The sequence below is a fragment of the Nakamurella deserti genome (assembly GCF_003260015.1).
GTDB lineage: Bacteria > Actinomycetota > Actinomycetes > Mycobacteriales > Nakamurellaceae > Nakamurella > Nakamurella deserti.
In genome coordinates, this window is the sequence record NZ_QCXS01000002.1 from 2,904,781 (window position 1) to 2,929,798 (window position 25,018).

The 25,018-nt window shown below is 71.9% G+C and carries 21 protein-coding genes; 6 read left to right on the top strand and 15 right to left on the bottom strand.

What is annotated here, in order from left to right; all coding sequences use genetic code 11:
- Positions 1 to 6: 6 nt before the first annotated feature.
- The 6 genes from DB033_RS13250 to ilvA form a co-directional block, all read right to left on the bottom strand.
- Positions 7 to 1,002, bottom strand: a complete 996-nt coding sequence (locus DB033_RS13250) for an aldo/keto reductase (protein ID WP_111767093.1) — start codon at positions 1,000 to 1,002, stop codon at positions 7 to 9.
- Positions 1,003 to 1,207: 205 nt separating this feature from the next.
- Positions 1,208 to 2,524: an NAD(P)/FAD-dependent oxidoreductase gene (locus tag DB033_RS13255; protein WP_111767094.1), complete on the bottom strand. Its 1,317-nt coding sequence runs from the start codon at positions 2,522 to 2,524 to the stop codon at positions 1,208 to 1,210.
- A gap of 249 nt (positions 2,525 to 2,773) precedes the next feature.
- Positions 2,774 to 3,637, bottom strand: coding sequence for a sugar phosphate isomerase/epimerase family protein (locus tag DB033_RS13260; RefSeq protein WP_111767095.1), 864 nt, complete (start codon positions 3,635 to 3,637; stop codon positions 2,774 to 2,776).
- Positions 3,634 to 5,016: an NAD-dependent malic enzyme gene (locus DB033_RS13265; RefSeq protein WP_111767096.1), complete on the bottom strand. Its 1,383-nt coding sequence runs from the start codon at positions 5,014 to 5,016 to the stop codon at positions 3,634 to 3,636. Before DB033_RS13265 ends, DB033_RS13260 begins: the two co-directional genes overlap by 4 nt.
- A gap of 135 nt (positions 5,017 to 5,151) precedes the next feature.
- Positions 5,152 to 6,618, bottom strand: coding sequence for a protein adenylyltransferase SelO (locus DB033_RS13270; protein ID WP_111767097.1), 1,467 nt, complete (start codon positions 6,616 to 6,618; stop codon positions 5,152 to 5,154).
- A gap of 33 nt (positions 6,619 to 6,651) precedes the next feature.
- The gene (ilvA, locus tag DB033_RS13275; RefSeq protein WP_420814065.1) at positions 6,652 to 7,905 is read right to left on the bottom strand and encodes a threonine ammonia-lyase IlvA; all 1,254 of its coding nucleotides are present in this window, start codon (positions 7,903 to 7,905) and stop codon (positions 6,652 to 6,654) included.
- 332 nt (positions 7,906 to 8,237) lie between these two features.
- Here ilvA and DB033_RS13280 point away from each other — a divergent pair, with 332 nt between their 5' ends.
- Together DB033_RS13280 and galE are read left to right on the top strand one after the other, a co-directional pair.
- Positions 8,238 to 9,047 carry a DeoR/GlpR family DNA-binding transcription regulator gene (locus DB033_RS13280; protein ID WP_111767098.1) on the top strand — a complete coding sequence of 270 codons (810 nt, stop codon included), beginning with the start codon at positions 8,238 to 8,240 and terminating at the stop codon, positions 9,045 to 9,047.
- Between the two features lie 105 nt (positions 9,048 to 9,152).
- Positions 9,153 to 10,112 (top strand): UDP-glucose 4-epimerase GalE, encoded by a 960-nt coding sequence (galE, locus tag DB033_RS13285; RefSeq protein ID WP_111767099.1) that lies wholly within the window; start codon positions 9,153 to 9,155, stop codon positions 10,110 to 10,112.
- A 9-nt stretch (positions 10,113 to 10,121) separates the two neighbouring features.
- Here the strand turns inward: galE and DB033_RS13290 are convergent, their stop codons facing one another.
- A complete protein-coding gene (locus DB033_RS13290) occupies positions 10,122 to 11,123 on the bottom strand; it encodes an NAD-dependent epimerase/dehydratase family protein (RefSeq protein WP_157970673.1) in 1,002 nt (333 codons plus the stop codon).
- Between the two features lie 115 nt (positions 11,124 to 11,238).
- Here DB033_RS13290 and DB033_RS13295 point away from each other — a divergent pair, with 115 nt between their 5' ends.
- Both DB033_RS13295 and DB033_RS13300 read left to right on the top strand, forming a co-directional pair.
- The gene (locus DB033_RS13295; protein ID WP_111767478.1) at positions 11,239 to 11,682 is read left to right on the top strand and encodes a GNAT family N-acetyltransferase; all 444 of its coding nucleotides are present in this window, start codon (positions 11,239 to 11,241) and stop codon (positions 11,680 to 11,682) included.
- 29 nt (positions 11,683 to 11,711) lie between these two features.
- Positions 11,712 to 12,749 (top strand): hypothetical protein, encoded by a 1,038-nt coding sequence (locus tag DB033_RS13300; protein ID WP_157970674.1) that lies wholly within the window; start codon positions 11,712 to 11,714, stop codon positions 12,747 to 12,749.
- On the opposite strand, the gene DB033_RS13305 is transcribed toward DB033_RS13300, so the two are convergent.
- From DB033_RS13305 to DB033_RS13325, 5 genes are all read right to left on the bottom strand, one after another.
- On the bottom strand, positions 12,733 to 14,385 hold the full coding sequence (locus tag DB033_RS13305; protein WP_111767102.1) for a glycoside hydrolase family 13 protein: 1,653 nt from the start codon (positions 14,383 to 14,385) through the stop codon (positions 12,733 to 12,735). The two genes, DB033_RS13300 and DB033_RS13305, sit on opposite strands and share 17 nt — an antisense overlap.
- 55 nt (positions 14,386 to 14,440) lie before the next feature.
- Entirely contained in the window at positions 14,441 to 15,460 is a 1,020-nt protein-coding gene (locus DB033_RS13310; RefSeq protein ID WP_111767103.1) for a LacI family DNA-binding transcriptional regulator, read from the bottom strand.
- Positions 15,461 to 15,506: 46 nt separating this feature from the next.
- Positions 15,507 to 16,445 (bottom strand): carbohydrate ABC transporter permease, encoded by a 939-nt coding sequence (locus DB033_RS13315; RefSeq protein WP_111767104.1) that lies wholly within the window; start codon positions 16,443 to 16,445, stop codon positions 15,507 to 15,509.
- A complete protein-coding gene (locus tag DB033_RS13320; protein WP_111767105.1) occupies positions 16,442 to 17,479 on the bottom strand; it encodes a carbohydrate ABC transporter permease in 1,038 nt (345 codons plus the stop codon). The genes DB033_RS13315 and DB033_RS13320 overlap by 4 nt, the downstream gene beginning before the upstream one ends.
- 101 nt (positions 17,480 to 17,580) lie before the next feature.
- Complete coding sequence (locus DB033_RS13325) at positions 17,581 to 19,062, bottom strand: ABC transporter substrate-binding protein (RefSeq protein WP_111767106.1); 1,482 nt, start codon at positions 19,060 to 19,062, stop codon at positions 17,581 to 17,583.
- A gap of 309 nt (positions 19,063 to 19,371) precedes the next feature.
- On the opposite strand from DB033_RS13325, the gene pdxY reads away from it, so the two are divergent.
- Positions 19,372 to 20,304 (top strand): pyridoxal kinase, encoded by a 933-nt coding sequence (gene pdxY / locus DB033_RS13330; RefSeq protein WP_111767107.1) that lies wholly within the window; start codon positions 19,372 to 19,374, stop codon positions 20,302 to 20,304.
- 220 nt (positions 20,305 to 20,524) lie between these two features.
- Here pdxY and DB033_RS13335 read toward each other — a convergent pair whose 3' ends face one another.
- Positions 20,525 to 21,151 (bottom strand): SIMPL domain-containing protein, encoded by a 627-nt coding sequence (locus tag DB033_RS13335; protein WP_111767108.1) that lies wholly within the window; start codon positions 21,149 to 21,151, stop codon positions 20,525 to 20,527.
- A 289-nt stretch (positions 21,152 to 21,440) separates the two neighbouring features.
- Here DB033_RS13335 and DB033_RS13340 point away from each other — a divergent pair, with 289 nt between their 5' ends.
- Positions 21,441 to 22,319 (top strand): extracellular catalytic domain type 1 short-chain-length polyhydroxyalkanoate depolymerase, encoded by an 879-nt coding sequence (locus tag DB033_RS13340; protein ID WP_111767109.1) that lies wholly within the window; start codon positions 21,441 to 21,443, stop codon positions 22,317 to 22,319.
- Between the two features lie 66 nt (positions 22,320 to 22,385).
- On the opposite strand, the gene DB033_RS13345 is transcribed toward DB033_RS13340, so the two are convergent.
- On the bottom strand, positions 22,386 to 23,132 hold the full coding sequence (locus DB033_RS13345) for an SDR family oxidoreductase (protein WP_157970675.1): 747 nt from the start codon (positions 23,130 to 23,132) through the stop codon (positions 22,386 to 22,388).
- Between the two features lie 110 nt (positions 23,133 to 23,242).
- Positions 23,243 to 25,018 (bottom strand): PHA/PHB synthase family protein, encoded by a 1,776-nt coding sequence (locus DB033_RS13350; RefSeq protein ID WP_111767111.1) that lies wholly within the window; start codon positions 25,016 to 25,018, stop codon positions 23,243 to 23,245.

Consider the following 25,018-nt stretch of genomic DNA (forward strand, 5'->3'; position numbering starts at 1 on the left):
CCGCGGTCAGCGGTCGATGCTCGACAGGTCCGGGTAGCGCTCGCCGCGCACCTCCGACGGCGGGATCGCGGCCGTCAGTGCGTCGAGCTCCTCGGCGGAGAGGGTGACCTCCGCGGCGGCCACGTTCTCCTCCAGGTAGGCGATCCGCTTCGTGCCGGGGATGGGCACCACGTCGTCGCCCTGAGCGAGCACCCACGCCAGCGCGAGCTGCCCGGCGGTGACCCCCTTCTGGTCGGCCAGGGCGCGGACCGCGGCGACCAGGGACAGGTTGTGTTCGAGGGCGTCGCCGGTGAACCGGGGGTTGCGGCGGCGGAAGTCGTCCGGGGCGAGGTCGGCGGTGGTGGTGATCGCGCCGGTCAGCATGCCCCGGCCGAGCGGCGCGTACGGGACCAGCCCGGTGCCGAGCTCTCGCAGCAGCGGCAGGATCTCGTCCTCGACGTGCCGGGTCCACAGCGAGTACTCGGTCTGCAGGGCGGTGATCGGGTGGACCGTGGCGGCGCGCCGGATGGTCGTCGCCGACGCCTCCGACAGGCCGATCGCCCGGACCTTGCCGGCCGCGACGAGTTCGGCCATCGCCCCGACGGTGTCCTCGATGGGCACCGACCTGTCGACCCGGTGCTGGTAGTACAGGTCGATGTGGTCGACCCCGAGCCGGGCGAGGCTCGCGTCGCAGGCGGCGTGCACGTAGGCCGGGCTGCCGTCGATACGTCGGGCGGTCGGGTTCTCGGGATCACGGACGTTGCCGAACTTGGTGGCCACGACGACCTCGTCGCGGCGGCCGGCGATCGCGCGGCCGACGAGTTCCTCGTTGACGAACGGGCCGTACATGTCGGCGGTGTCGAGCAGGGTGACGCCCAGGTCGAGGGCGCGCCGGATGGTCGCGGTGGACGTGGCGTCGTCGGAGTCGCCGTAGAACTCGGACATGCCCATGCAGCCGAGGCCCATCGTGGAGACGACGAGCGCCGCGTCGCCGGTGCCGAGGGTGCGCGTGGAGAGAGTCATGGCTCGATTGTTCACCCCCCGACCGGGACGTCGGCTCCCGGCGTGGTCATCACCGGATTCGGTGCGGGTCGAGCCCACCGTCGTGGGTCGGCCCCCGTCACCGCCACTGCGGCGTGGACCTCACCGGATCCCGGCGATTCCCACGCCGGACGCGGCCGGTCCGGGACCAGCGGCCGGGCGCCCGCTCACGCTCGCTGCGGCACCCTCACTCCCCCTCGGCGCGCGCGATCAGCGCCTCCTCACGGTCCACCACACCGAAGGAGACGTCGTCGGGACGGGAGCCGGTGAGCAGCCAGTCGGCGGCGACCCGGGCCCGGCGGCGCAGGGTGGGCATCGCCAGCAGGTGGTAGCCGCGGGTGACGACCTTGGCCGGCCGGCCCTTCAACCGGATGCCGAGCGGGGTGGCGGCGGCGTCCGGCCCGCCGAGGTCGACCACCAGGCCCAGGTCGTGGTGCGTGTACGGCGTCACCCGGTCGCCGGCGAGGTCCGCGCGGATGTTCCGTGCCGCCGCGGTGGCCTGCCGGGTGGCGTGCTGCGCGGTCGGCGGGCACAGCGGCCGGTGCCCGTCGTCGTCGACCGGCTTGGTCAGGTCGGGGACCGCCGCCGCGTCGCCGATGGCGTAGACCTCGGGGTGCCCGGGCACCCGCAGGTCGGCGTCCACGACCAGCCGGCCCTTGACCGTCGGCAGCCCCAGGGTGGCGATCAGCGGGTTCGCGGTCACCCCGGCACACCAGACGACGGTGCTGCAGTCCAGCCGGGCCCCGTCGGTCAGCGTCACCGCGTCGTCGGTCACCGACTCGATGCTGACGCCCAACCGCACGTCCACCCCGCGCCGCCGCAGCAGGGCCAGGGCGTCGGCGCCGAGGCTCTCGCCCAGCTCCGGCATCACGGCCTCCGCGACGTCGACGAGCAGCCAGCGGGCGTCGGCCGGGTCCAGGCCGGGCCGCTCGGCGAGCAGCCGGCGGGTCAAGCGGGCCATCTGCGCGGTGAGCTCGGTGCCCGCGTAACCGGCCCCGACGACGACGAAGGTCAGCGCGGCGGTGCGGGTCGGTCCGGCCGGGAGCACCGCCGCCAGCTCGACCCGGCCGAGGACGTGGTCACGCAGCCAGAGCGCCTCCGTGACGGTCTTCAGGCCGATGGCGTGGTCGGCCAGACCGGGGATGTCGAGCATCCGGGTCACGCCGCCGGGCGCCAGGAGCAGCCGGTCGTAGCCGAGCTCGTGATCGGCGTCGTCGGGGCCGGTGAAGCGCACGACGCGGCGCTCGAGGTCGACGTGATGGGCCCGTCCGCGGACGACGGTGACGTCGCCGAGGGTGCCGGTCAGCGGCACCACCGCCGAGCGCGGGTCCACGGCACCGACCGCCACGTCCGGCAGCAGCGGCGCGTACAGCATCCCGTCGGTGGCGGACAGCAGGGTGACGTCCAGCGCCGGCCGGCGCAGCGCCCGCGCCGCGCCGTACCCTCCGAAGCCGGATCCGACGACGACCACCCGCCGTGCTGATCCGCGGTCCTGTCCCACCATGCGATCCTCCGTCCGACACACTCCGTCGCGGGTCCGGTACCCGGCGCGCCGGACCCGGACACGGTGGACGGCGCCGGGGCAGCGGACCGGACCGGCCGATGTGGCGCGGTGCCTGCGTCCCGGCGGTGCCTGCGACCCGGCGGTGCCCGCGTCCCGGCGGTGCCCGCGTCCCGGCGGTGCCCGCGTTCCGGCGGTGCCCGCGTTGCGGCGGTACCCGCGGGATCGGCCGTCGGTTCCGCGCCTGCCGCCTCAGAGCGTGGCGAACACCGCCCGGGTGCCGGCCGCGGCCGCCGCCAGCGCCTCGTCCAGCGGCTGCGACCGGTGTGCGTCGGACAGCATCTCCACGCCCCAGGGCCCGGCGAAACCGCCGTCGGCGAGCACCCGAACGAAACCGGCCACGTCGAACACCCCGTCGCCGGGGAGCACCCGGCGCCGGATGGTGTCGTCGAACAGGTGGCCCTGCGGGGTGCCGGCGTCGTTGAGTTCCACCACGAACACCGATCCCGCCGGCAACGCGGCCACGTCGGCGAGCGTCGACGGGCCCCGCTCCACGTGCCAGATGTCCACCGTCAGCCCGGCCGCCGGGTGGTCGGCCGCCCGCACCAGCTCACCGGCCAGCCGGAAGTCGGCCACGTTGGAGAACGGCAACGGCTCCAGGGCGATCCGGCTGCCGACGTCGGCGGCCTGACCGGCCAGGGTGTGCAGCTCGGCCGCCCACCGCGCGACGTCGGCCGGCGGCGGCAGCGGCGAGTCGTCCAGGACGACGTCCGGGCCGACCTTGATCGACCGCGCGCCCAGCACCTCCGCCGCGACCAGCAGCCGCGACCGGACAGCGTCGGACGTCCGGCGTCGCTCCCCTGTCGCCCACCAGTCCTCCAGCAGCTCGACCTCGCGGTGCACCAGACCGAGATCGTCCAGCAGCACGGCGAAATCGGCCAGCGGCAGCGGCGACGCCTCGAGGTCGTCGATCGTGACACCGATCCCGGTGTAGCCGGCGCGGGCCACCGCCTCGGCCCGGGTCCGCAGGTCGTACGGGCTCAGGTGGGCGCCGGGCAGCGGCAGCGCCCCGGAGTGCGTCCAGCAGGTCGCGAGCAGCTCGACCGGTGCGCTCACGCGGTGGCCGCCTTCTCAACGGCGGCGGCGACCGCGGGCGCGACGTCGGCGTCGAACACCGACGGCACGATGTAGTTGGCGTTCAGCTCGCCCGGCCGCACACAGTCGGCGATGGCCGTGGCGGCGGCGATCATCGCCCCGTCGGTGATGGTGTGGGTGCCGGCGTCGAGCATCCCGCGGAAGAAGCCGGGGAAGGCGAGCACGTTGTTGATCTGGTTCGGATGGTCCGACCGGCCGGTCGCCACGATCGCGGCGTGTTGGGCGGCGGCGAACGGATCGACCTCCGGATCGGGGTTGGCCAACGCGAAGACGATCGCCCCGGGCGCCATGGTGGCGATGTGGTCACCGGTCAGCAGGTTCGGCGCGCTCACCCCGATGAAGACGTCGGCGCCCTCGAGCACCTCGACCAGGGTGCCCTGCCGTCCGCGGGGGTTGGTGTGGTCGGCGATCCACCGGCGGTACTCGTCCAGGTCGGCGTTGTCGGGGCGGACCGCGCCGTGCCGGTCACAGCCGATGATGTCCCCGTAGCCCTGTGCCGACAGCAGCCGGATGATCGCGTGCCCGGCCGCCCCGACGCCGCTGACCACCACCTTCACGTCGGCCGGCGCCTTCCCGACCACCTTCATCGCGTTGGTCAGCGCGGCGAGCACCACGATGGCGGTGCCGTGCTGGTCGTCGTGGAACACCGGGATGTCGAGCAGGTCCCGCAGCCGCCGCTCGATCTCGAAGCAGCGCGGCGCGGAGATGTCCTCCAGGTTGATCCCGCCGTACACCGGGGCGATGGCCCGCACGATCTCGACGATGGCGTCGGTGTCGGTGGTGTCCAGACAGACCGGCCAGGCGTCGACGTCACCGAACTGCTTGAACAGCGCCGCTTTGCCCTCCATCACCGGCAGCGCCGCGGCCGGTCCGATGTCGCCCAGTCCCAGCACCGCGGTGCCGTCGGTGACGACGGCGACCGTGTTGCGCTTGATGGTGAGGCGGCGGGCGTCGGCCGGGTTCTCCGCGATCGCCAGGCACACCCGGGCGACCCCGGGCGTGTAGGCGCGGGACAGGTCGTCGCGGTGGCGCAGCGGGACCTTGGGGGTGACCTCGATCTTGCCGCCGAGATGCAGCAGGAACGTCCGGTCGGAGACCGTGCGGACCTCGAACCCGTCCAGGGCGCGCAGGGTGTCGGTGATCTCCACGGCGTGCCCGGCACTCCGGGCGTCGCAGGTGACGTCGACGACGATGGTCTGCCGACCGGACTCCACGACGTCCAGGGCGGTCAGTGAGCCACCGGCCTCGATCACCGCGGAGGCGAGCTGCGCGGTGGCGCCGATGACGGGCGGCGCGGCCACCCGGATGGTGATCGAGTAGCCGGGACTGGTCGAGGCCATGGGCGCTCCAGGTGACGTCGCTGTCGGGAAGGATCGCCGCTGATCCTTCCCGAGCGGGTCGGGAGGGGGCCAGCTCCGACCCGCGCGCATGGTCGAGATCACCTCCGGTGCCCCGCCGGGCCGGCGCCGGGCGCGTCAGGTGCCGCAGAACGTCCGGAATCCGGCGCTGAACTCCGCCGGCGCCGGCGCGGCGTACCGCTCGAGTCCGGGCCGCTCGTCGAAAGGCCGGGTCACCGCGTCCAGCAACGGCCCGAGCGGTCCGAGGTCGCCGCCGGTCGCGGCGTCGAGCGCCTCCTCGACGAGGTGGTTGCGCGGGATGTACGCCGGGTTGGTGCGGTCCATCAGCTCCGGGTCGGGGTTCAGGGCCCGCCACCGCTCGAGCCAGGCGTCGAAGCCGGCGAGGTCGACGAACAGCTCGCGCACCGGCTCCGCGTCACCCCGGACGGCCCCCGACAGCCGCCGGAAGAACCGGGTGTGGTCGACACGGCTCTGCTCGAGGGAGCGGAACAGCTCGTCCACGACCGGCGCGGTCGCACCCTCGGGCAGCGCGCCGGCCAGCCCGAGCTTGGCCCGCACGCCCGCCGACCAGGCGACGCTGTACCGCTCGCGGAACACGCCCAGTGACGCGACCGCCCGTTCGACCGCGGCGTCGGCGTCGTCGTCGATGAGCGGCAGCAGCGACTCCGCGAACCGGGCCAGGTTCCACTCGGCGATGACCGGCTGGTTGCGGTAGGCGTAGCGGCCTCCGGTGTCGATCGAGCTGAAACTGGCCGTCGGGTCGAAGGCGTCCAGGAAGGCGCACGGGCCGTAGTCGATCGTCTCGCCCGAGAGGGTCATGTTGTCGGTGTTCATCACGCCGTGCACGAAGCCGACCAGCATCCAGCGGGCGATGAGCGACGCCTGGACGTCGCGTACCGCCTCGAACAGGGCCAGATAGGGGTTGTCCGCGTCGGCCGCGGCCGGGTGATGACGGCGGATCGCGGCGTCGGCCAGCCGCCGGAGCAGGGCCACGTCGCCGGTGCCGCGGGCGTACTGGAAGCTGCCGACCCGCAGGTGGCTGGACGCCACCCGGGTGAGGACGGCGCCGGGCAGCACCTCCTCGCGCTGCACCGCCCGGCCGGTGGCCACCACCGCCAGCGACCGGGTGGTCGGGATCCCGAGGGCGTGCATCGCCTCGCTGACGACGTACTCCCGCAGCATCGGACCGACGACGGCCCGGCCGTCGCCGCCGCGGGAGAACGGCGTCCGTCCGGAGCCCTTGAGGTGCAGATCGCGCCGCGTGCCGTCGACCGCGGTGATCTCCCCGAGCAGCAGTGCCCGACCGTCACCGAGGCGCGGCGAGTAGCCGCCGAACTGGTGGCCGGCGTAGGCCTGCGCCACCGGGGTCGCCCCCGGCGGCACGGTGTTGCCGATCAGCAGCCGGACCCCGTCCGGGGTGCGCAGCGCCGCCGGGTCGAGCCCGAGCTCGGCGGCCAGCGGCTCGTTGAGCACCAGCAGCGCCGGATCGGGTGCGGTCTCGGCCGTCCACGGCATCGACAGCTCGGGGAACGCGGCGGCGAAGTCGCGGTGCAGCACCAGGTCCTGGACCGAGAGGACGCTCATGTCCCCAGCGTACGGACGGCGGCGCGACCGGGGTCAGGTCAGGAAGCGGAAGGTCGGGGACCCGGGATCCAATTTCTCGATCTCCAGCGGACTGTCGGCCATCCGCCGCAGCAGCGAGGGCAGTCCGTCGGCCGAGCCGAGCTCGATCCCGACCAGTGCCGGACCGGTCTCGCGGTTGTTGCGCTTGACGTACTCGAACAGCGACACGTCGTCGTCGGGACCCAGCACGCCGTCGAGGAAGCGCCGCAGCGCGCCCGGCTCCTGGGGGAAGTTCACCAGGAAGTAGTGCTTGAGTCCGTCGTGCACCAGGGAGCGCTCGAGGATCTCGCCGTACCGGGAGACGTCGTTGTTGCCGCCGGACACCACGCAGACCACCGTGCTGCCGGGGCGGACCACGACCACTCCGGGGTCGCTGGCGGTACCGAGAGCGGCGCTGGCCAGCGCTCCCGCGGGCTCGGCGATGATTCCCTCCGTCTGGTACAGGGCCAGCATCTCGGTGCAGATGGCGCCTTCCTCGACGGTCAGCACCCGGGTCCCGCCGGCCGCCACGATGGGAAAGGTGACGTCGCCGACGCGGCGCACGGCGGCGCCGTCGACGAACGGGTCGATGGCGGCCAGCGTGACCGGCTCCCCCGCCCGTAGCGCGGCCGTCATCGACGCCGCCCCGGCCGGCTCGACGCCGATCAGCTCCGCGTCGGGGGCGTGCGCACGCAGGTAGGTCACCATCCCGGCGGCCAGACCACCGCCGCCGACGGGCATCACGACCACGTCCGGCGCGGCACCGAGCTGGTCGAGCACCTCGCGGGCCACGGTGCCCTGCCCGGCGATGGTCCGCGGATCGTCGAAGGGGGCGACCATCGTGGCCCCGCTCTGCGCGGCGTCGGCCTTCGCGGCGGCCGCGGCATCGTCGTAGGTGGCCCCGATGAGCACCAGCTCGACCCAGTCGCCGCCGTGGAAGCGGATCCGGTCACGCTTCTGCCGTGGGGTGCTGCGGGGCAGGTAGATCCGGCCGAAGATGCCCAGCGTCCGGCAGGCGAAGGCGAAGCCCTGGGCGTGGTTGCCGGCGCTGGCGCACACCACCCCGGCATCACGTTCGTCCTGGCTGAGCCCGCTCATCAGGTTGAACGCGCCCCGCAGCTTGTACGAGCGGACCACCTGCAGGTCCTCGCGCTTGAGCCAGATCTCGGCGCCGGTCATCGCCGACAGCCGCTCGCTGCGCTGCAGCGGGGTCCGCACGACCACCGTCTCGAGCAGCCGCGCCGCCCGGTCGACGTCCTCGGCGGTCACGACGGGATCCGCGCGGACGGGGGTGGTGGCGTCGACGTGGGGGCCGGTGGTCGCCGCCGGGATCAGCGCATCGGCGGTCTCGGGCACCGATCCATCGTGCCACCCGCCGGGCGCCGCCCCGGCCGCCCCGGATGGGACGCCGGTCACCGGCGCCGGCCGGCCGACGACCCGACCCGGAGCAACCGCACACAAACCCACACCGATGCGTTCGATTGCGTTGACTCGTCCCCGCCGGTGGCGGACACTGATCCCCACGGCGCCGAGGGTCGCGGGGGACAGCGGGGCGGCGTCGGCTGCGTCATCGACACTGGTCACAACGGGGGGAAGAAACCGTGCTCGCACCGCAACGCCAGGCCAGGATCCTGGAGGAACTGCACCGCACCGGAGGGGTGCGGGTGTCCAACCTGACCGAGATCCTGGGTGTTTCCGACATGACGATCCGGCGCGATCTGGACGTCATGGCCCGCAAGGGCCTGCTGTCGAAGGTGCACGGCGGCGCGACCGTGGTCGACACGGCCTCCGCCGACGAGCCGGGCTTCGAGGCCAAGAGCGTCCGGGAGACCGCGGAGAAGCAGGCCATCGCGGCCCGGGCGGCGTCGCTGGTACGGCCGGGCATGGCCATCGCGATCACCGCGGGCACCACCACGTGGACGCTGGCCACCCACCTGGCCGCGATCGCCAACCTCACCGTGGTGACCAACTCCCTCAAGGTCGCCGAGGTCCTGCACGGGCAGGGCCGGCGCGACCTGACCGTGGTGCTCACCGGCGGCATCCGCACCCCCTCCGACGGGCTCGTCGGACCGATCGCGGTGCACGCGATCCGTTCGCTGCACGTGGACATGACGATCATGGGGGTGCACGGCATCGACGAGCGGGCCGGCCTGACCACGCCCAACCTGCTGGAGGCCGAGACCAACCGGGCCTTCGTCGACTCGGCGCGCCGCCTCGTCGTGATCGCCGACAACACCAAGTGGGGTGTGGTCGGCCTGTCCCAGATCGCGCCGCTGGAGTCGGTGAGCACCCTCGTCACCGACGACAAACTCCCCCATTCCGCGGTCTCGCAGCTGCGCGACCGCGTCGGCGAGGTCATCTGCGTGTCGAAGGAGAGCTCGCTGTACCTGAGTGAGGCGGCTGTGTACTGAGCCTCTTTTCCCCCCGTGCGGGCCCCCGGCGGGCGTCCGGGATGGGACGATCTGCGACGGACGTTCTCCGCCGCCGCGAGGCGGCCTGACGACAGGTGGTGTGCAGTGCGGGTTCTGGTGCTCGGTGGTGCGGGATACATCGGCTCGGTGGTGGCGCGGTTCGTGCTGGAGGCCGGTCACCGGGTGACCGTGCTCGACGACCTGTCGACCGGGCACCGCGACGCGGTGCCGGACGGGGTCGACTTCGTGCAGGGCGACATCTCCTCCGCCGGCGACCTGTTCGCCGACGGCGGGTACGACGCGGTCATCCACCTGGCGGCGAAGTCGCTGGTCGGCGAGTCGGTGGTGAACCCGTCGCTGTACTGGCACACCAACGTCGAGGGCAGCCGGGCGCTGCTGGACGCGATGACGGCGCACGGGGTGCCCCGGTTGGTCTTCTCCTCGACGGCCGCGACCTACGGCGAGCCCGACGAGGTGCCCATCACCGAGGACTTCCCGACGAAGCCGACGAACACCTACGGCGCCACCAAGCTGGCCGTGGACATGATGATCACCGGCGAGTGCATCGCCACCGATCTCGCCGCGGTGTCACTGCGGTACTTCAACGTGGCCGGCGCCTCGCACGGCGCCGGCGAGCGGCACGGCACCGAGACGCACCTGATCCCCATCGCGCTGGAGGCGGTGCTCGGCAAGCGGGACAAGCTGACCGTCTACGGCGACGACTGGCCCACCCCGGACGGCACCCCGCTGCGCGACTACGTGCACGTCGCCGACCTCGCGCGGGCGCACGTGCTCGCGCTGACCGCGGCCGATCCGGGCGAGCACCTGATCTGCAACCTCGGCAACGGCAACGGGTTCTCGGTGCGCGACGTCATCACCACGGTCGAGAAGGTCACCGGCATGGAGGTCCCGCACGCCGTCGGCCCGCGCCGCGCCGGCGATCCCACCCGGCTCGTCGCCTCCGCCGCGCGGGCCAAGGAGCGGCTCGGCTGGGAGCCCGAGCTGGATCTGGAGGCGATGGTCTCCGACGCCTGGGCCTTCCTGCAGAGCCGCCAGCAGGCCTGAGACCCGGGGTCAGGTCAGCCGGGCCAGCAGCTCCGCCTCCCGGTCGGCGGTGAGGACCCGACTGCTCGCCCGGGTCCCGTAGTCCGCCGACACCCGCTGGCCCCCGGCCGCCCACGCGACGACGTCGCGCAGGGTGTCGACCAGCGGCCGGCTGGTCAGCCCCGCGGCGAACGCCCGGTCGACGGTCATGTCCAGCACGCCGGGTGCGCTCCACGCCGTCGGCACCCAGAGCGGCAGCTCGCTCCACGGCTGCACACCCGCCCCGATCAGCAGCTGCTCGTCGACCCACCGGACGTCCGGACGGGACACCCCGGCGGCCGCCGCCGCCTGCTGCAGGAACTCCCCGAAGGTCCACGCCCGCCGGGGCCCGGAGGCGTTCATCGTCCCGGTGACCCGGTCGGCGGCCGCCCGCACCATCCAGTCGGCGAGGTCCCGGGCGTCGAGGAACTGCACCGGGTGCGCCGCGACCGCGGGGGCGAGCACGGGGCCGGGACGACCGAAGCGCGTGGCCCAGTAGGTGAAACGGTCGGTGGCGTCGTGCGGCCCGACCAGCAGGCCGGCGCGGACGACGAGAGCGGTGTCGCCGCGGACCGCCCGCAGTGCGCGCTCGCAGCCTGCCTTCTGCGGTCCGTACAACTCACCGTGGACGTCGGTCACCTGCGGACCCGGGGGCTCCAGGACCGCGGTGTCCTCCGTGACCGGCGCCGTCGCCAGGTCCGCGTACACCGAGGCGCTGGACACGAAGACGTAGGAACCGGCGGCGATCCCGCGTGCGCTGCGCTCCACGTCGGCGGGCAGGTAGCCGCAGGTGTCGATCACCGCGTCGAAGTCCCGGCCGGCGAGGGCGGCGAACCCGGCGGTCCGGTCGCCGAGCGCCTCGCAGACGTCGGCGGCCCGGGGGGCGGGGTGCCGTCCGCGGTGGAAGATCGTCACGTCGTGACCGTGCGCCAGCGCGGCGTCGACCACGTGACGTCCCAGGAACACGGTGCCGCCCAGCACGAGCAACCTCATGGCCCGACTCCCTCCGCGCCGGACCTGCGCCGGCCACTCCCTTCCTGCCACACCCGGCCACCGCCCGCCCAGCCGGTTTCGCCCACAGCGCACCCGGACGGTTAGGTTCGGATCCGTGCGCATCGACCGCGTGACCGAGGCCGCCCAGGTGCACCGCGCAGCCGACCTGTTCGACCGGCCGCCGCGGTCCGCCGCGACCGCCGTCTTCCTGGCCGCACCCGGCCATCACCTCCTCGTCGCCTACGACGACCACGACGACCCGGTCGGGATGGTCACCGGCGTCGAGCTGACGCACCCGGACAAGGGCACCGAGATGTTCGTCTACGAGTTGGGGGTGGCGCCGTCGGCCCGCCGCCGGGGCGTCGCCACCGCCCTGCTGCACGCCCTCGGCGCCCTCGCGAGGAGCCGGGGCTGCTACGGCATGTGGGTGGCCGTGGACACCGACAACGACGCCGCGCTCGCCACCTACGCCCGCGCCGGCGCGCGTGACGAGGGCGACTGCACGGTACGCGGCTGGACGTGGAATCCCGACGACCGGGTACCGTCCGCGCCGGCGTGACCGGCGTCACTGCGGCGTAACCTGGTGGCATGCGGGCACCCTCCGGTGCGGCCGGTCGTCCCCGGGAAGTCCCAGCCGTTCCCGTCCCCGTCCCTCCTCCCGACGCCGGGTCGGCGCTGACCCGGCGCCGGTCCGTCGGGCTGATCGTCCTCGTGCTCGCCGTGGTCGCCGCCCTCGGCGGCTCCCAGCTGGTGGGGGTGGGCGTGATGGGGCGTGCGGCGGCCACCGCGGTGCCGCTGCCACCGGCCGTCGGCAGTTGCCTGCAGATCGCCGAGGACGACAGCGCCACGGTCGTGTCCTGCGCGGAGCCGCACGCCGGCGAGCTGGCGATGACCTGGCGGGCCGGGGTGCCGCCGGTGGCGGCCGGGGCGCTGGTCCGCTACCCGCACTTCAGCGTCACCCGGCCGATGAGCCACCCCGACATCGACACCCGCTGCATCGGGTGGGCCGAGCGGTACACCGGCTGGGACCGCTACATCGCCCGGCACGACGACGACCTCTGGCTCGCCCCCCAGCCGCTCGTCGCGGGACGGATGGTCCACGCGCCTCTGGACGAGGCCGTCGCCACGCTCGGCTGGACCGGCTGTGCGGTGGTGACCGGTGAACCGACCTACGTCGGATCCGTCCGCGACACCGCCTTCGCACCCCGTTTCGGATCCACCGCCGCCCGCCCGGACGCGGTGTCGGTCTGCCTGCAGGTGACCGGGTCCGGCCTGGACTTCACCGACTGCACGGCGGCCCACAACACCGAGATGATCGGCTCGGTCAACCTCACCCAGCGGATGATGGCCGGCCGTTCGGTGACCCTGGACCGCACCGCCGACGAGGTCGCCGCGGCGTGCCGGGAGCTCGCCGTCGAGCGCATCGGCCGGGCGGACCCCACGTTCGGCGGTCAGGTGGAGATCGTCGCCGAGTCGGTGTGGCAACGGTCGCTGCAGGACCACAAGCCGACGTCGTCGGCGTGGCTGATCCCGGACTGCCTGGCCCGGGTGGTCGGCGACGGGACCGTGCGTCGCAGCCTCGTCGAATGGGGTGAACAGCCGCTGCCGCTCAGTCCGACGCGCTGATCCCCGTCGTGCGCGACCAGACCGCCGACTCCCCCGGCAGCGCACCGTCCAGCGGCGCGGACGCGAGCAGCACCTCGCCGGCCGGCAGCGCCGTGGGGGTGGTGCCGAAGTTGACCGCGCACTCCCAGCCGTTGGACCGGCGCAGGTGCAGCACCTGCGGGTCCGGGTGCGCGACGGTGGTGACCTCGTTGTCGTGGGTCTGCAGGGTCCGGCGCAGCCGCAACGCCGCCCGGTACAGCTCCAGCGTCGAGCCCTCGACACCGTCCTGGGCCTCGACGGACAGGTCCGCGAACGCCGGCGGCTGCGGCAGCCAGCCGGCAGCGGCGCCGAAACCCAGCGACGGGCCGGTGCGCGACCACGGCAGTGGCACCCGGCAGCCGTCGCGGCCCTTGAGCGCGTGCCCGGTGCGCTCCCAGATCGGGTCCTGCAGCACCTCGGCCGGCAGGTCCGCGACCTCGAACAGGCCCAGCTCCTCCCCCTGGTACAGATACGCCGACCCCGGCATCGCCAGCATCAGCAGCGTCGCGGCCCGGGCCCGCCGCAGACCGGCCGCGCGGTCGATCGTGGGATCGGTGTCGCCGGAGGTCACCCAGGCCATCGGGTCCACCCCGGCCGGCAGGGCCAGTCGGGACGCGTGCCGCGGCACGTCGTGGCTGGACAGCACCCAGGTCAGACCGCCCTCCGTGCCGGCGTACTCGAACTGGTCGGCCAGCGAGGTCCGGATCACGTCCGCGACGGTGTCCCGGTCCCAGGGTGCCTTGGAGAGCGCGAAGTCGAAGACCTGACCCAGCTCGTCCGGCCGGGCGTAGAGGTAGTTGCGGAAGCTGGTCGGCGTCCAGGTCTCGGCGACCGCCATCCGCGGCGGGTCGTAGGCGTCGAACACCCGCCGCCACGAGCGGTAGATCTCGTGCAACCCGTCACGGTCGTACAGCGGGTCGCTGCCGTCCAGCGGCAGGGCGGTGTCCAGGGTGGTCTGGCTGCGCAGCGGCTCGGTCATGTCCTTGACCAGGGCGTGGGCCACGTCGATGCGGAACCCGTCGACTCCGCGGTCGGCCCAGAACCGCAGCGTCCCCTCGAACGCCTCACGCACCTCGTCGTCGTCCCAGTTCAGGTCGGGCTGTTCGCGCGCGAACAGGTGCAGGTACCACTGTCCGTCGGGCAGCCGCTCCCAGGCGGAGCCGCCGAAGTGCGACACCCAGTCCGACGGAGGTTCGGCGCCGTCGGGTCCGGTGCCGTCGCGGAAGTGGTACCGCTGCCGCGGGCGCGAGCCGGGCGCGGCCGCCAGCGCTTCGACGAACCAGGCGTGCCGGTCGGACGTGTGGTTCGGGACGATGTCGATGATGAGGCGCAGCCCCGCCGCGTGCGCCGCGGCGATCAACGCGTCGGCGTCGGCCAGGGTGCCCAGCCGCGGATCGACGTCGCGGTAGTCGGCCACGTCGTAGCCCCCGTCGGCCAGCGGCGACGGGTAGAACGGCGTCAGCCAGAGCGCGTCCACCCCGAGCGCGGCGAGGTGCGGCAGCCGGGCGGTCAGGCCGGGCAGGTCACCGATCCCGTCACCGTCGGCGTCGGCGAAGCTGCGCGGGTACACCTGGTACACCACGGCGGTACGCCACCATTCGGTGCCGGCCTGGGTCACGGTCGTCGTCCGTCCTCGAGGGTGTGCGGGCCCGGCAGACCGTACCGGAACGGGGTCAGCGGGCGGCAGCCGCCGTGGTGCCGCGCACCACCAGGCGGGGGTCGACGAACTCGTGTCGCGCCGCGACCCGGGGATCGGCGATGCGCTCGAGCAACAGCCGGGAGGCCATAGCCCCCTGCTCGCGGACCGGCTGCCACACGGTCGTGAGGTCGTACAGGTACGACAGGTCGTGGTCGTCGACGCCGATGACCGACAGGTCCTCCGGGACACGCAGCCCCAGGCCGCGGGCGTGGTGGATGATCCCCATCGCGACCTCGTCGCAGACCGCGAAGATCGCCGTCGGCCGGGGTACCCGCCCGGCCTCGACCGCACTCCACAGCCGCCGGAAGCTCTCGGCTCCGCCCTGGGTGGAGAAGCCGGTCGTCTCGATCAGGCGCTCGTCGACCTCGTGGCCGGCGGTGGTCAACGCGCGCCGGAAGCCGGTCAGCCGGTCGGCGGCCGTGGTGAAGCCGTAGAGCCGGTCCGGGTCCTGGCCGAGGAACGCGATGGTCCGGTGACCGAGCGACAGCAGGTGCTCGGTGGCCGTCTCGCCGACGCACACGTCGTCGACCGACACCGCCGAGATACCCGGGTAGTGGCTCCCCAGGGTCACCACCGGGACCCGGAAGTCGGCGAACTGCTCCACCGAGATCGGCACGTTGATGGCGATGACGCCGTCCACCCGTTTGTGGATGGACCGCAGGTTGACCCGGTGCACGTCCGCGCTGACGGCCAGCGTCGCGGGATACAGCAGCAGGTCGTAGGTGTGGGTGAGGACCTCCGACTGCACGCCCTCCACGGCGGAGGCGAAGAACCAGCGGGAGAACCACGGTGAGATGACGCCGAGGGCGCCGGCCCGTCCGGTGGACAGGCTGGCCGCGCTCGGGGAGGCGACGTATCCGAGCTGCTCGGCGGCGGCGCGGACAGACGAGCGGGTGGCCGCGGCCACTCCGGGGATCCCCCGGAGTGCCCGCGACACCGTCGCCGGTGACACGCCCGCCAGGGCGGCCACCTCGGCAATCCCGATCGACTCCATCGTCGGGGCGGGAGTGCCTGTGCTCAGCGCAGCGACCGAGCGGCCATCAGCCCTTGACGCCACCGGCCAGCAGCCCGCGGACGAAGTACCGCTGCAGGCTGAGGAACACGATGAGCGGCACGATGATGGAGATGAACGCACCGGAGGACAGCAGCTCCCACTGCGTCCCCTTGGTGCCGGAGAGCTCGGCCACGGCCGCGGTGAGCGGCTTGAGGTTCGGGCTCGGGGCGAAGACCAGCGCGACGAGCAGGTCGTTCCAGACCCACAGGAACTGGAAGATCGCGAACGCGGCGATGGCCGGGATGAGCAGCGGCATCAGCACGACGAAGAAGATCTTGACGTGCCCGGCGCCGTCGACCCGCGCGGCCTCGATGATGGAGCGCGGGATCTCGGTCATGAAGTTGTGCAGCAGGAAGATCGCCAGCGGCAGACCGAAGATGGTGTGCGAGATCCAGACCGGCCAGAACGAGTTCTGCAGGTCGAGGCTGACGAAGATGGTCTGCAGCGGGATCAACGTGACCTGGATGGGCACGATCTGCAGCGCGAAGACCGCCACGAACAGGATGTTGCGGCCCTTGAACGGGATCCACGCGAACGCGTAGGCCGCCAGCAGGGCCAGGCTGATCGGGATGATCACGGCCGGGATCGTGATGACGAAGGTGTTGAGGAAGAACCCGCCCAGACCACCGTTGGTCGTGGACAGCGCTCCCTCGTAGTTGTCCAGGGTGACGTGGAAGTTGGTGAACCAGTTCCACCACCCGGTGTCGCGCAGGTCCTCGACGGGCCGGAAGGACGTGATGAACAGACCCAGCGTCGGGATGGACCACAGGATCGCCAGGATGATGGCGACGCCGGACGCCCACGGGGACGACAGCTTGGTCTTCGCGTCCTGGGCCCGCAGCTGCGCCTTGAGCTTGCGCGCGGAGACCGGCTTCTCGTCGACGGCCTCGATGCGCGGGGGGATAACTCCGGAACCGGCGGTCATCGCATTTCCTCCGAGAGCCGCATCTGACGGACGTTGTACATGATGACGGGGATGATGATGATGAACAGGATGACCGCGAGCGCGGCGCCGATGCCCTGGCCGGCGTCACCCTGTCGGAAGGTCTGGGTGTAGAACTCGTTCGCCACGACCGAGGTGTTGAAGTTTCCGCCGGTCATGGTGCGGACGACGTCGAAGGCCTTGAGCGAGCCCATCGCGATGGTGGTGAGCACGACGACCACGGACGGCCTGATGCTCGGCACGGTGACCCTCATGAACAGCTTCAGGCCGGTGGCGCCGTCGAGCTGGGCGGCCTCGATGATGTCGTCCGGAACGGCCTTGATCGCCGCGGACAGCACGGTCATCGCGAAGCCGGCCTGGATCCAGACCATGACGATGATGAGGAACAGCGTGTTCCACGGGTCGGCCTGCAGGAACTGGACCGGCTCGAGGCCGAGCCACACCAGGAGCTGGTTGGCCAGGCCGGTCTGGGTGGTGCCCGCCTGGCGGTAGTCGTAGACGAACTTCCAGATGATGGAGGCGCCCACCATGGAGATGGCCATCGGGAGGAAGACGAGCGCCTTGGCGGCCTTCTCGAACCGGGTGCGGTCGACCAGGACGGCGTAGATGAGGCCGAAGCTGGTGGCCAGCAGCGGTACCAGGATCACCCAGGCCACGGTGTTGAGCAGGACGCGCTGGAAGCCGTCCTCGGTGAAGATGCGGGAGTAGTTGTCGAACCCGAAGACCTTCTCGGTCGTCACCTTGCCGTTGACCAGGATGCGTTTGCCGTCCGGGCCGATGACGTTCTGGATCTTCTGGAACGAGCGGATCACGGTGCCGACCGCGGGATAGAGCAGACCGCCGGCCAGCGCGATCGTCACCGGGCCGAGGAAGCCGACCACGACGACCCAGTTGGGGATCTTCGGCCGGTCGATGGCCCACAGGATGATGCCGACAATCGCGACGAAAATGAGGATCGCCACCACCATCACCAGCAATTTCTCGCCGGCCGAGGTGGGACTCATGAACCAATCCACCTGCAACGCCCCTTTCTTTGGTGCTCGTGTCGAACGAAGCGGGGGCGGCTCCCGTGACGCTGCTGGGAGCCGCCCCTTGCTTCAGCGGACCGGTCGGAGGATTACTCGGCCGGCCAGGCGTTGTCGATGTTGGCGAGCGTGGTCGCGTCGTCCTGACCGGTGATCCACGCGGTGAACTGCTTCCACTCGGCGTCGGCGCCGACGGCGGCCGGCATCAGGTCGGAGGCGTCGAAGCGGAAGGTGGCCTCCGGGTCCTGCAGCGTCTCCAGGGCCTCCTGCTGCACGACGACCGGCACGTTGACCGGGTCGAGACCGCGGTTGGCCGAGATGTAGTTACCGGCCTTGGCCCGGGTGTTCGCGTACTCCGGGGTGGTCAGGTAGTACATGAGGGCGTTGACCTCGTCGCGGTCGGCGAAGGCCGCCGTGAAGGTGCCACCGCCGAGCACGGTCTGCCCGAAATCCTCGCTGATCGGCGGGAAGTAGAAGGCGTTGACGTCGCCGTCCTCGCCGACCTTGACGCTCGCGTCGTAGTTGGAGCCGAAGTTGGCGGCCTGCCGGGTCAGCGTGCAGGTGCCGTCCAGGATCTTGGCCGACGGGGCGTTGAACTGGGTGGAGGCGATGGAGCTGACGTCACCGAAGCCGGCGTTGACCATCTCCGGGTTCTTCACGACCTGGCCCATCTGGGCGAGAGCGTCGGCGATCTGCGGATCCTGGAAGGTCACCTCGTGGCTGATCCACTGGTCGTAGACGTCCGGGCCCGCGGTACGCAGGACGTACTCCTCGAGCCAGTCGGTCAGCTGCCAGCCGGTGGCCTCGCCGGACTCGATGCCGATGCACCACGGCTTCTCACCGGCGGCGACGATCTTGGCCTGCAGGTCCTGCAGCTCCTGCCAGTTGGTCGGCACGGTGTAGCCCTTGGCCTCGAAGGTCTTGGGCGAGTACCAGACCAGCGACTTGAAGTCGGCGTTGTTGGGAATCCCCAGGAACTGGTCGTTGATGGTGCCGTAGTTCGTCCAGTCCTCGGGGAAGTACTTCTTCGCGTTCTCGGCGACCTCGGGCTTGAGCTCGAGCATGGCGCCGGAGGACTCCTGCACCTGCCGCATCAGACCGGGCTGCGGGAAGACGGCGACGTCCGGCGGGTTGCCCGACGAGACGCGGACGCCGATCTGGGCCTCGAACTCCTTGGAGCCCTCGTAGTTCACGGTGGCGCCGGTGCACTCGGTGAACGACTTGAACGTCTCGATGTAGGGGGTGTCCTCGGGCGCGGTGATGACCGTGTAGAGGTTCACCGTCTTGCCGTCGGTGTCGGGGTACAGACCCTTGACGGTGTTGCACCAGTCGGACTCGGCACCGACGTCACCGCCGCCGCCGCTGCCGGTCTCGGTCGCCTCGGTGCTGCCGCCCTCGCTGGTGGCACCGCCCGACGTGGCCGGCGCCGAGGTCGAGCTCGTCGCCGACGACGTCGACGTGCCGGCGTTGGTGGTGGTCGTGGGTGAATCGCCACCGCAGGCCGCCAGGAACAGCGACAAGGCGCTGATGCCCGCGACCGCGGTGATGGACTTACGTGCAGATGTACGTGACACCCGGCAGCCTCCCGGTCTCTCGGTCCCATGTGAGGGGCCTCACAACGATGTGAACCTCATGTATGAAAGCGCTTGCGAAGACCGTTTGCAAGCCCGGAGTGCCCGGACACGGATAACGATCCCGTAACCGGATCGGTCGCGTGCCGATGTGAGCGCTCACACGGCGGACGGACGATCGTCCCCCGATGGGTGGATTGCCAACTCGGATTAGCAGCGACGTCATGGGTCCGTCGCTGGGCCGGGCGGGTGACCGGGGTGCCCGTCGGAGCACGGTCCTCGGACGAACACCGGAGCCTCTAGGGTGGGCCCATGCGGATCCTGTCGATCCAGTCCTCCGTCGCCTACGGCTACGTCGGCAACAGCGCCGCCACGTTCCCACTGCAGCGTCTCGGCCACGAGGTCTGGCCCGTGCTCACGGTGCACTTCTCCAACCACACGGGCTACGGGAGCTGGCGCGGCGCCGTCCTCGATCCGGCCGTCGTGGGTGAGGTCGTCGAGGGCATCGCCGATCGAGGCGTGCTGGACACCGCCGACGCCGTGCTCACCGGCTACCAGGGCTCCCCCGGCGTCAGCGAAGTGGTCCTGTCCGCGGTCGCGCGGGTGCGGGCGCTGAACCCGGCGGCGGTCTACTGCTGCGACCCCGTGATGGGTGACGTGGGACGGGGCTTCTTCGTCGCTCCCGGCATCCCGGAGCTCATCCGCGACCGGGTCGTCCCGACGGCGGACATCGTCACTCCCAACGCGTTCGAGCTGGCCTTCCTCGCGGGCGTGCCGGGCACCGGCGACCGCACCGGCGGCGGCTTCGACGCCGCGGCCGGTACCGCCCCGGTGTTCGACCCGGCGGGCTACGACCCGCCTCCCTTCGACAGCGCCGTCGCGGTGGTCGCCGCCGCGGAGACGGTGCGGGCCCGTGGACCGCGCACCGTCCTGGTCACGTCGGTCGAGTACCCGGAGCTGGCCGGCCGGATCGGGATGATCGCCGTCGGCGCGGAGGGCGCCTTCGAGGTCAGCACCCCCCGGCTGCCGCTGTCGGTGAACGGCGCCGGCGACGTCACCGCCGCTCTCTTCCTGGCCCACCTGAGCACCGTCGGCATCGAAGCGGCGCTGGCGCGCACGGCGTCCACCGTCTACGCGATCCTGGCCGAGACCGACCGCGTGGGGGCCCGCGAGATCCGGTTGGTCGACGCCCAGCAGTCGATCGCCGAACCCGCCTGCGAGTTCGAGGTCCGCCGGATCGGCTGAGCGAGTTCGAGGTCCGCCGGATCGGCTGAGCGAGTTCGAGGTCCGCCGGATCGGCTGAGCGGCGCTTCGACGTCCGCCGGATCGGCTGAGCCGCGCGCTGAGCGCATCGGACCGCGGACCGTCGACGCCGTCGACCGACGCACCCGCGGCCCGTCTCCGTGCGATCCGAAGGGGGTGTGCCTGGACGTCCGGGCCCCGGGGCCGGCCCGGCACGCACCGGTCAGCGCAGCGCGTACACGACCTGCACGCTGACGACCGAGGTGGTGTCGCCGGCGCCGACGGGCATGCTGGCCGCCTTCGACAGGTAGGCGGCCTCCGGGATGTGGGTCGGTCCCCCGCCGTGCAGCGACTCGCTCACCGACAGCACCTGACCCAGTCGGCGGTCCGCCAACTGCGCGTACTGCTCGGCCTTCCCTCGCGCGTCGGCCATCGCCTGCTCCCTGGCCTGCCTCAGGTGGTCCGTCGGGTCGGAGGTGGAGAACGAGATGCCGTCGAAGCGGACACCCTCGATGCCGGTGGTGGCGAGGTCGCCCAGCAGCCGCGACACCCCGTCCAACCCCTGCAGGGTGGCGATGAGCCGTTGGCCGGAGGTGTAGCCGAGCACGACCTCCCGGTTGTCCTGGTAGCTCATCCGGGGTCCGAGCCGCAGGTCGGCGGTCCGGACGTGCCGTGAGTCCACCCCGGCGTCGGCGAGCACCCCGAGGACGGTGGCGACCGAGGCGGCCGCCGCCTGGAACGCCGGACCGGGCTCGGGACGGTTCACCTCGACACCGATGCTCAGCTCGACGCGGTCGACCGGCGTCCGCACGCTGCCGTGGCCGATGACGGTGATGCCGTGGCTGTCCATCCTCCGAGGTTAGGTGCCGTCCGCGGCACACCGCCGGCCGCACCGCGCCCGGGTCGGGGACGTACCCGGCCGGGACGGCTGCGGGGCCCACCGGCGGCGGCCGGCCGGCCGGCCGGGGTGACGCAACCGTCCGGTCGTCATCATCACGCCCTGACGACGCACACCACAGGGCCACCACCGGTCCGGGTGCCGGGCGGGATGGGAGAATTGCAGGAGCGCGGCCGACTCCGGCCCTCGCCCGCACGACGTCCGTTCGACGTCGGAGCTCTCCGACGGATCGGACCCCTCCTTGTTCCAGCACGACACCACGGTCGGCGCCGGTTCGGCGTCGCGCACCGTCACCGCCGCCGGGACCACGTCCTCGCGCAGCCACTCCGGTCCGACCGGGACCCGCAGCTACGGGCTGTACGTCCCCGCCGCTCTCGACGGGCCGGCTCCGCTGCTGGTGATGCTGCACGGCGGCACGCAGAACGCCGCCGACTTCGCCGTGGGCACCGGGATGAACCGGCTCGCCGACCTGCACGGCTTCGTCGTCGCCTACCCGGAGCAGTCGCGGTCGGCCAATGCGGCGGGCTACTGGAACTGGTTCCAGCCGGAGGACCAGCGGCGCGACAGCGGGGAACCCGCCGTGATCGCGGGCATCGTCGGCGACATCGCAGCGGCCCACGAGATCGACCCGGCACGGATCTTCGTCGCCGGGCTGTCGGCCGGCGCGGCGATGGCCGAGGTGATGGCCGCGACCTATCCGGAGCTGTTCGCGAAGGTCGGGGTGCACTCGGGGCTGCCCTACGCGAGCGCGTCCGACGTGGGTTCGGCGTTCGGCCAGATGTCCTCGGGCGGCTTCAGCCCCGCCCCGCACCCGACCCCGGTGCTGGTCCTGCACGGGGACCGCGACTCGACCGTGGCGGCGGCCAACGCCGCCGCGGTGATCCGGGCCCGGTTGCTCGCCCATCCGCGGGCCGGCGCCCCCGAGGTGACCCGCAGCAGTGGTGGCGGGCGGTCGTACGTGCGGACCCGGCACGTCGTCGACGGCCGGACGGTCGCCGAGTCGATCATCGTCACCGGCGGCGGCCACGCGTGGTTCGGTGGTGACCCACGGGGGTCCTACACCGATGCGAGCGGTCCGGACGCCTCGGCCGAACTGGTCCGCTTCTTCCTCCACGACTGACGCCCGATCGTGACAGAGGGCCCCGGGGAACGATTCCCCGGGGCCCTGTCCGTGGCAGACCCGGTGTTACAGAGCCATCCCGCCGTTCACATCCAACAGATGCCCCGTCACGAACGACGCATCATCACTGCACAAGAACGCCACCGCACCCGCGATATCCCCCGGCTGACCCGCCCGACCCAACGGATTCGCCGTCATCACCGCCTGCGCCGCCTCCGGCATCGCCGCCGTCATCGGCGTCTCGATGAACCCCGGCCGAACACCGTTGACCGTCGTGTCGAACCGCGCCAACTCCAACGCCCCCGACCGCACCAGACCCACCACACCCGCCTTCGCCGCGATGTAGTTCATCTGACCCAGATTCCCCGCCTTCGCCACCACCGACGACACCAACACCACCCGGCCCGGCACCCCCGGCGTCCGCAACCACGGCGCCGCCGCCCGCAACCCGTTGAACACCCCCGTCAGATTCACCGAGATCACCCGATCCCAGTCATCCTCACTCAACTTGTGGAACATCCCGTCCCGGGTGATCCCCGCATTACCGATATAGGTGTCCAGACCCCCCATCGCCTCCGCCGCCGCCGCGAACACCTCACCCACCTGCTCACGATCAGTCACATCACACCCGAACCCGAACACCTCACCCCCGGTCTCGGCTGCGATTCGCTCCGCCGTCTCCTTCGCCCCGACATCGTTGACATCCAGGATCGACACCACCAGACCCTCCGACGACAACCGACGCGCGATCGACGCACCGATCCCCTGCGCACCACCGGTCACCACAACCCTGGACACACTGAACGCACTCACGACGGAACTCCTCTGGTCAACGGGACAGACACGGGCGCCGATCGGCCCCGGATACAGCTCCGGCGTGAGAGCGGCCGCGAGGCGGGCACTCTCACGCCGGGCTCGACGATCTAGCCGAGGACATAGGTGCCGGGCGCGTCGCCCAGCACCGGGTGCTCGTCGTTGCCCAGCGGCGGCGGCGGCACCTGCCCGCCGGCGCGGGCGCCGATCCAGTCGGCCCAGTCCAGCCACCAGGTGGTCGGGACGAGCGTGGCCTCGGCGCGCCACTCGGCCGCCGACTCCGGCAGCTCGCGCTGCTCACTGCGCGCCTCCTCGGCGAGCACCCAGTGCTTGGACTTCGGGTTCGGCGGGTTGACGATGCCGGCGATGTGGCCGGCGTTGGACAGCACGAACCGCACGTTCCCCGCGGTCAGGCGGGCCCCCGCGTAGGAGCTCTGCCACGGCGCGATGTGGTCCTGCTCGGCAGCCAGGAAGTACAGGTCCTGCTCGACCTTGCTGATGTCGAGCTGCTGGCCGGCCAGCGTCATGGTGCCCTGGGCGAGCCGGTTGTCGAGGTAGCAGCTGCGCAGGTAGAACGAGTGCATCGCGGCCGGCATCCGGGTGGAATCGGCGTTCCAGGTGAGGATGTCGAACGCCGGCGGGTCCTGACCGAGCATCCAGTTCGACACGACGTAGTTCCAGATCAGGTCGTTGGCCCGCAGCGCGTCGAACGTCTTGCGCATGCTGTCGGCCGACAGGAAGCCGGTCTTGCGCATCGACTTCTCCAGCTTGGTCACCGACGCCTCGTCGGTGAACACACCCAGCGCACCGGGGTTGGAGAAGTCGATGAGGGTGTTCAGGAAGGTCGCCGCGTTGATGCGGTCGTCGCCCTGCAGGTCGAGGTAGGCCAGCGTGGCCATGGTCAGGGTGCCGCCCAGGCAGAGTCCGAGCAGGTTGACCTTCTCCGCGCCGGTGATGTCGGTGACGACGTCCAGCGCCGCGCGCGGCCCGGAGATCAGGTAGTCGTCCATGTTGACGTCGCGCATGGATTCGTCGGGGTTGCGGTAGCTGATCAGGAACACGGTGTGGCCGTTGTTCACCGCGAACTCGACCAGACTGCGGCCCGGGGCGAGGTCCATCACGTAGTACTTATTGATCCACGGCGGGCTGAACAGCAGCGGGATCTCGTGCACGGTGTCGGTGGTCGGCGAGTACTGGATGAGCTCCATCAGGTCGTTGCGGAAGACGACCTTGCCGGGGGTGATGCCGAGGTTGCGGCCGATCTCGTGCACGCCGGTGGCCACCTGGCGCGGCTGGCCCTCGTTGTGGCGGATGTCGTCGACCATGTTCTGCAGGCCCTTGACCAGCGACTGCCCGTTGGTCTCGAGAGCGCGCTTGAGCACGGCCGGGTTGGTACCGGGGAAGTTGGTCGGCGCCATCGCGTCGAGCAGGCCCTGCACGATGAACCGGGCCTTCTCGCGTTCCTTGGCGTCGAGGTCGGCGGCGTCGAGGAGGTCGTGGGTGGCCTTCTGCCACAGCTCGAACTGCTCACGCAGCCAGAAGAAGCCGGCGTTGTCGGTCCAGGAGGCGTCGGCGAACCGCTTGTCCCGCGTCAGTGGGACGCCGTCGACCTTGGTGCCGAAGGCGCGGGCCGTGGCGGCGTAGGAGCTCTTCCACAGGCCCAGCGTCCAGTCGGTGGCGACCTTCATCGTCGCGGCCGGCATCCCGGCGAGCGAGGCGGCGGCCTTGAACAGCACCGGGGCGGCGCTGATCGCGTCGGAATCACCCAGTGGTCCCTTGGCGATCCGGGCGGCGGCGGCATCGATGATGTCGGCGCGCAGCCGGTCGGCGACCCGGGTGTCCAGCGGGTCCCACGACGGGGTGTCGCGCTTGTCGGCAGTCGTCAT

Excerpts from the sequence above, each read along its gene's own strand:
- DB033_RS13250 (WP_111767093.1), bottom strand. The coding sequence starts at position 1,002 with ATGACTCTCTCCACGCGCACCCTCGGCACCGGCGACGCGGCGCTCGTC.
- DB033_RS13255 (WP_111767094.1), bottom strand. The coding sequence starts at position 2,524 with ATGGTGGGACAGGACCGCGGATCAGCACGGCGGGTGGTCGTCGTCGGA.
- DB033_RS13265 (WP_111767096.1), bottom strand. The coding sequence starts at position 5,016 with ATGGCCTCGACCAGTCCCGGCTACTCGATCACCATCCGGGTGGCCGCG.
- DB033_RS13270 (WP_111767097.1), bottom strand. The coding sequence starts at position 6,618 with ATGAGCGTCCTCTCGGTCCAGGACCTGGTGCTGCACCGCGACTTCGCC.
- DB033_RS13290 (WP_157970673.1), bottom strand. The coding sequence starts at position 11,123 with ATGAGGTTGCTCGTGCTGGGCGGCACCGTGTTCCTGGGACGTCACGTG.
- DB033_RS13300 (WP_157970674.1), top strand. The coding sequence starts at position 11,712 with ATGCGGGCACCCTCCGGTGCGGCCGGTCGTCCCCGGGAAGTCCCAGCC.
- DB033_RS13310 (WP_111767103.1), bottom strand. The coding sequence starts at position 15,460 with ATGGAGTCGATCGGGATTGCCGAGGTGGCCGCCCTGGCGGGCGTGTCA.
- DB033_RS13315 (WP_111767104.1), bottom strand. The coding sequence starts at position 16,445 with ATGACCGCCGGTTCCGGAGTTATCCCCCCGCGCATCGAGGCCGTCGAC.
- pdxY (WP_111767107.1), top strand. The coding sequence starts at position 19,372 with ATGCGGATCCTGTCGATCCAGTCCTCCGTCGCCTACGGCTACGTCGGC.
- DB033_RS13335 (WP_111767108.1), bottom strand. The coding sequence starts at position 21,151 with ATGGACAGCCACGGCATCACCGTCATCGGCCACGGCAGCGTGCGGACG.
- DB033_RS13350 (WP_111767111.1), bottom strand. The coding sequence starts at position 25,018 with ATGACGACTGCCGACAAGCGCGACACCCCGTCGTGGGACCCGCTGGAC.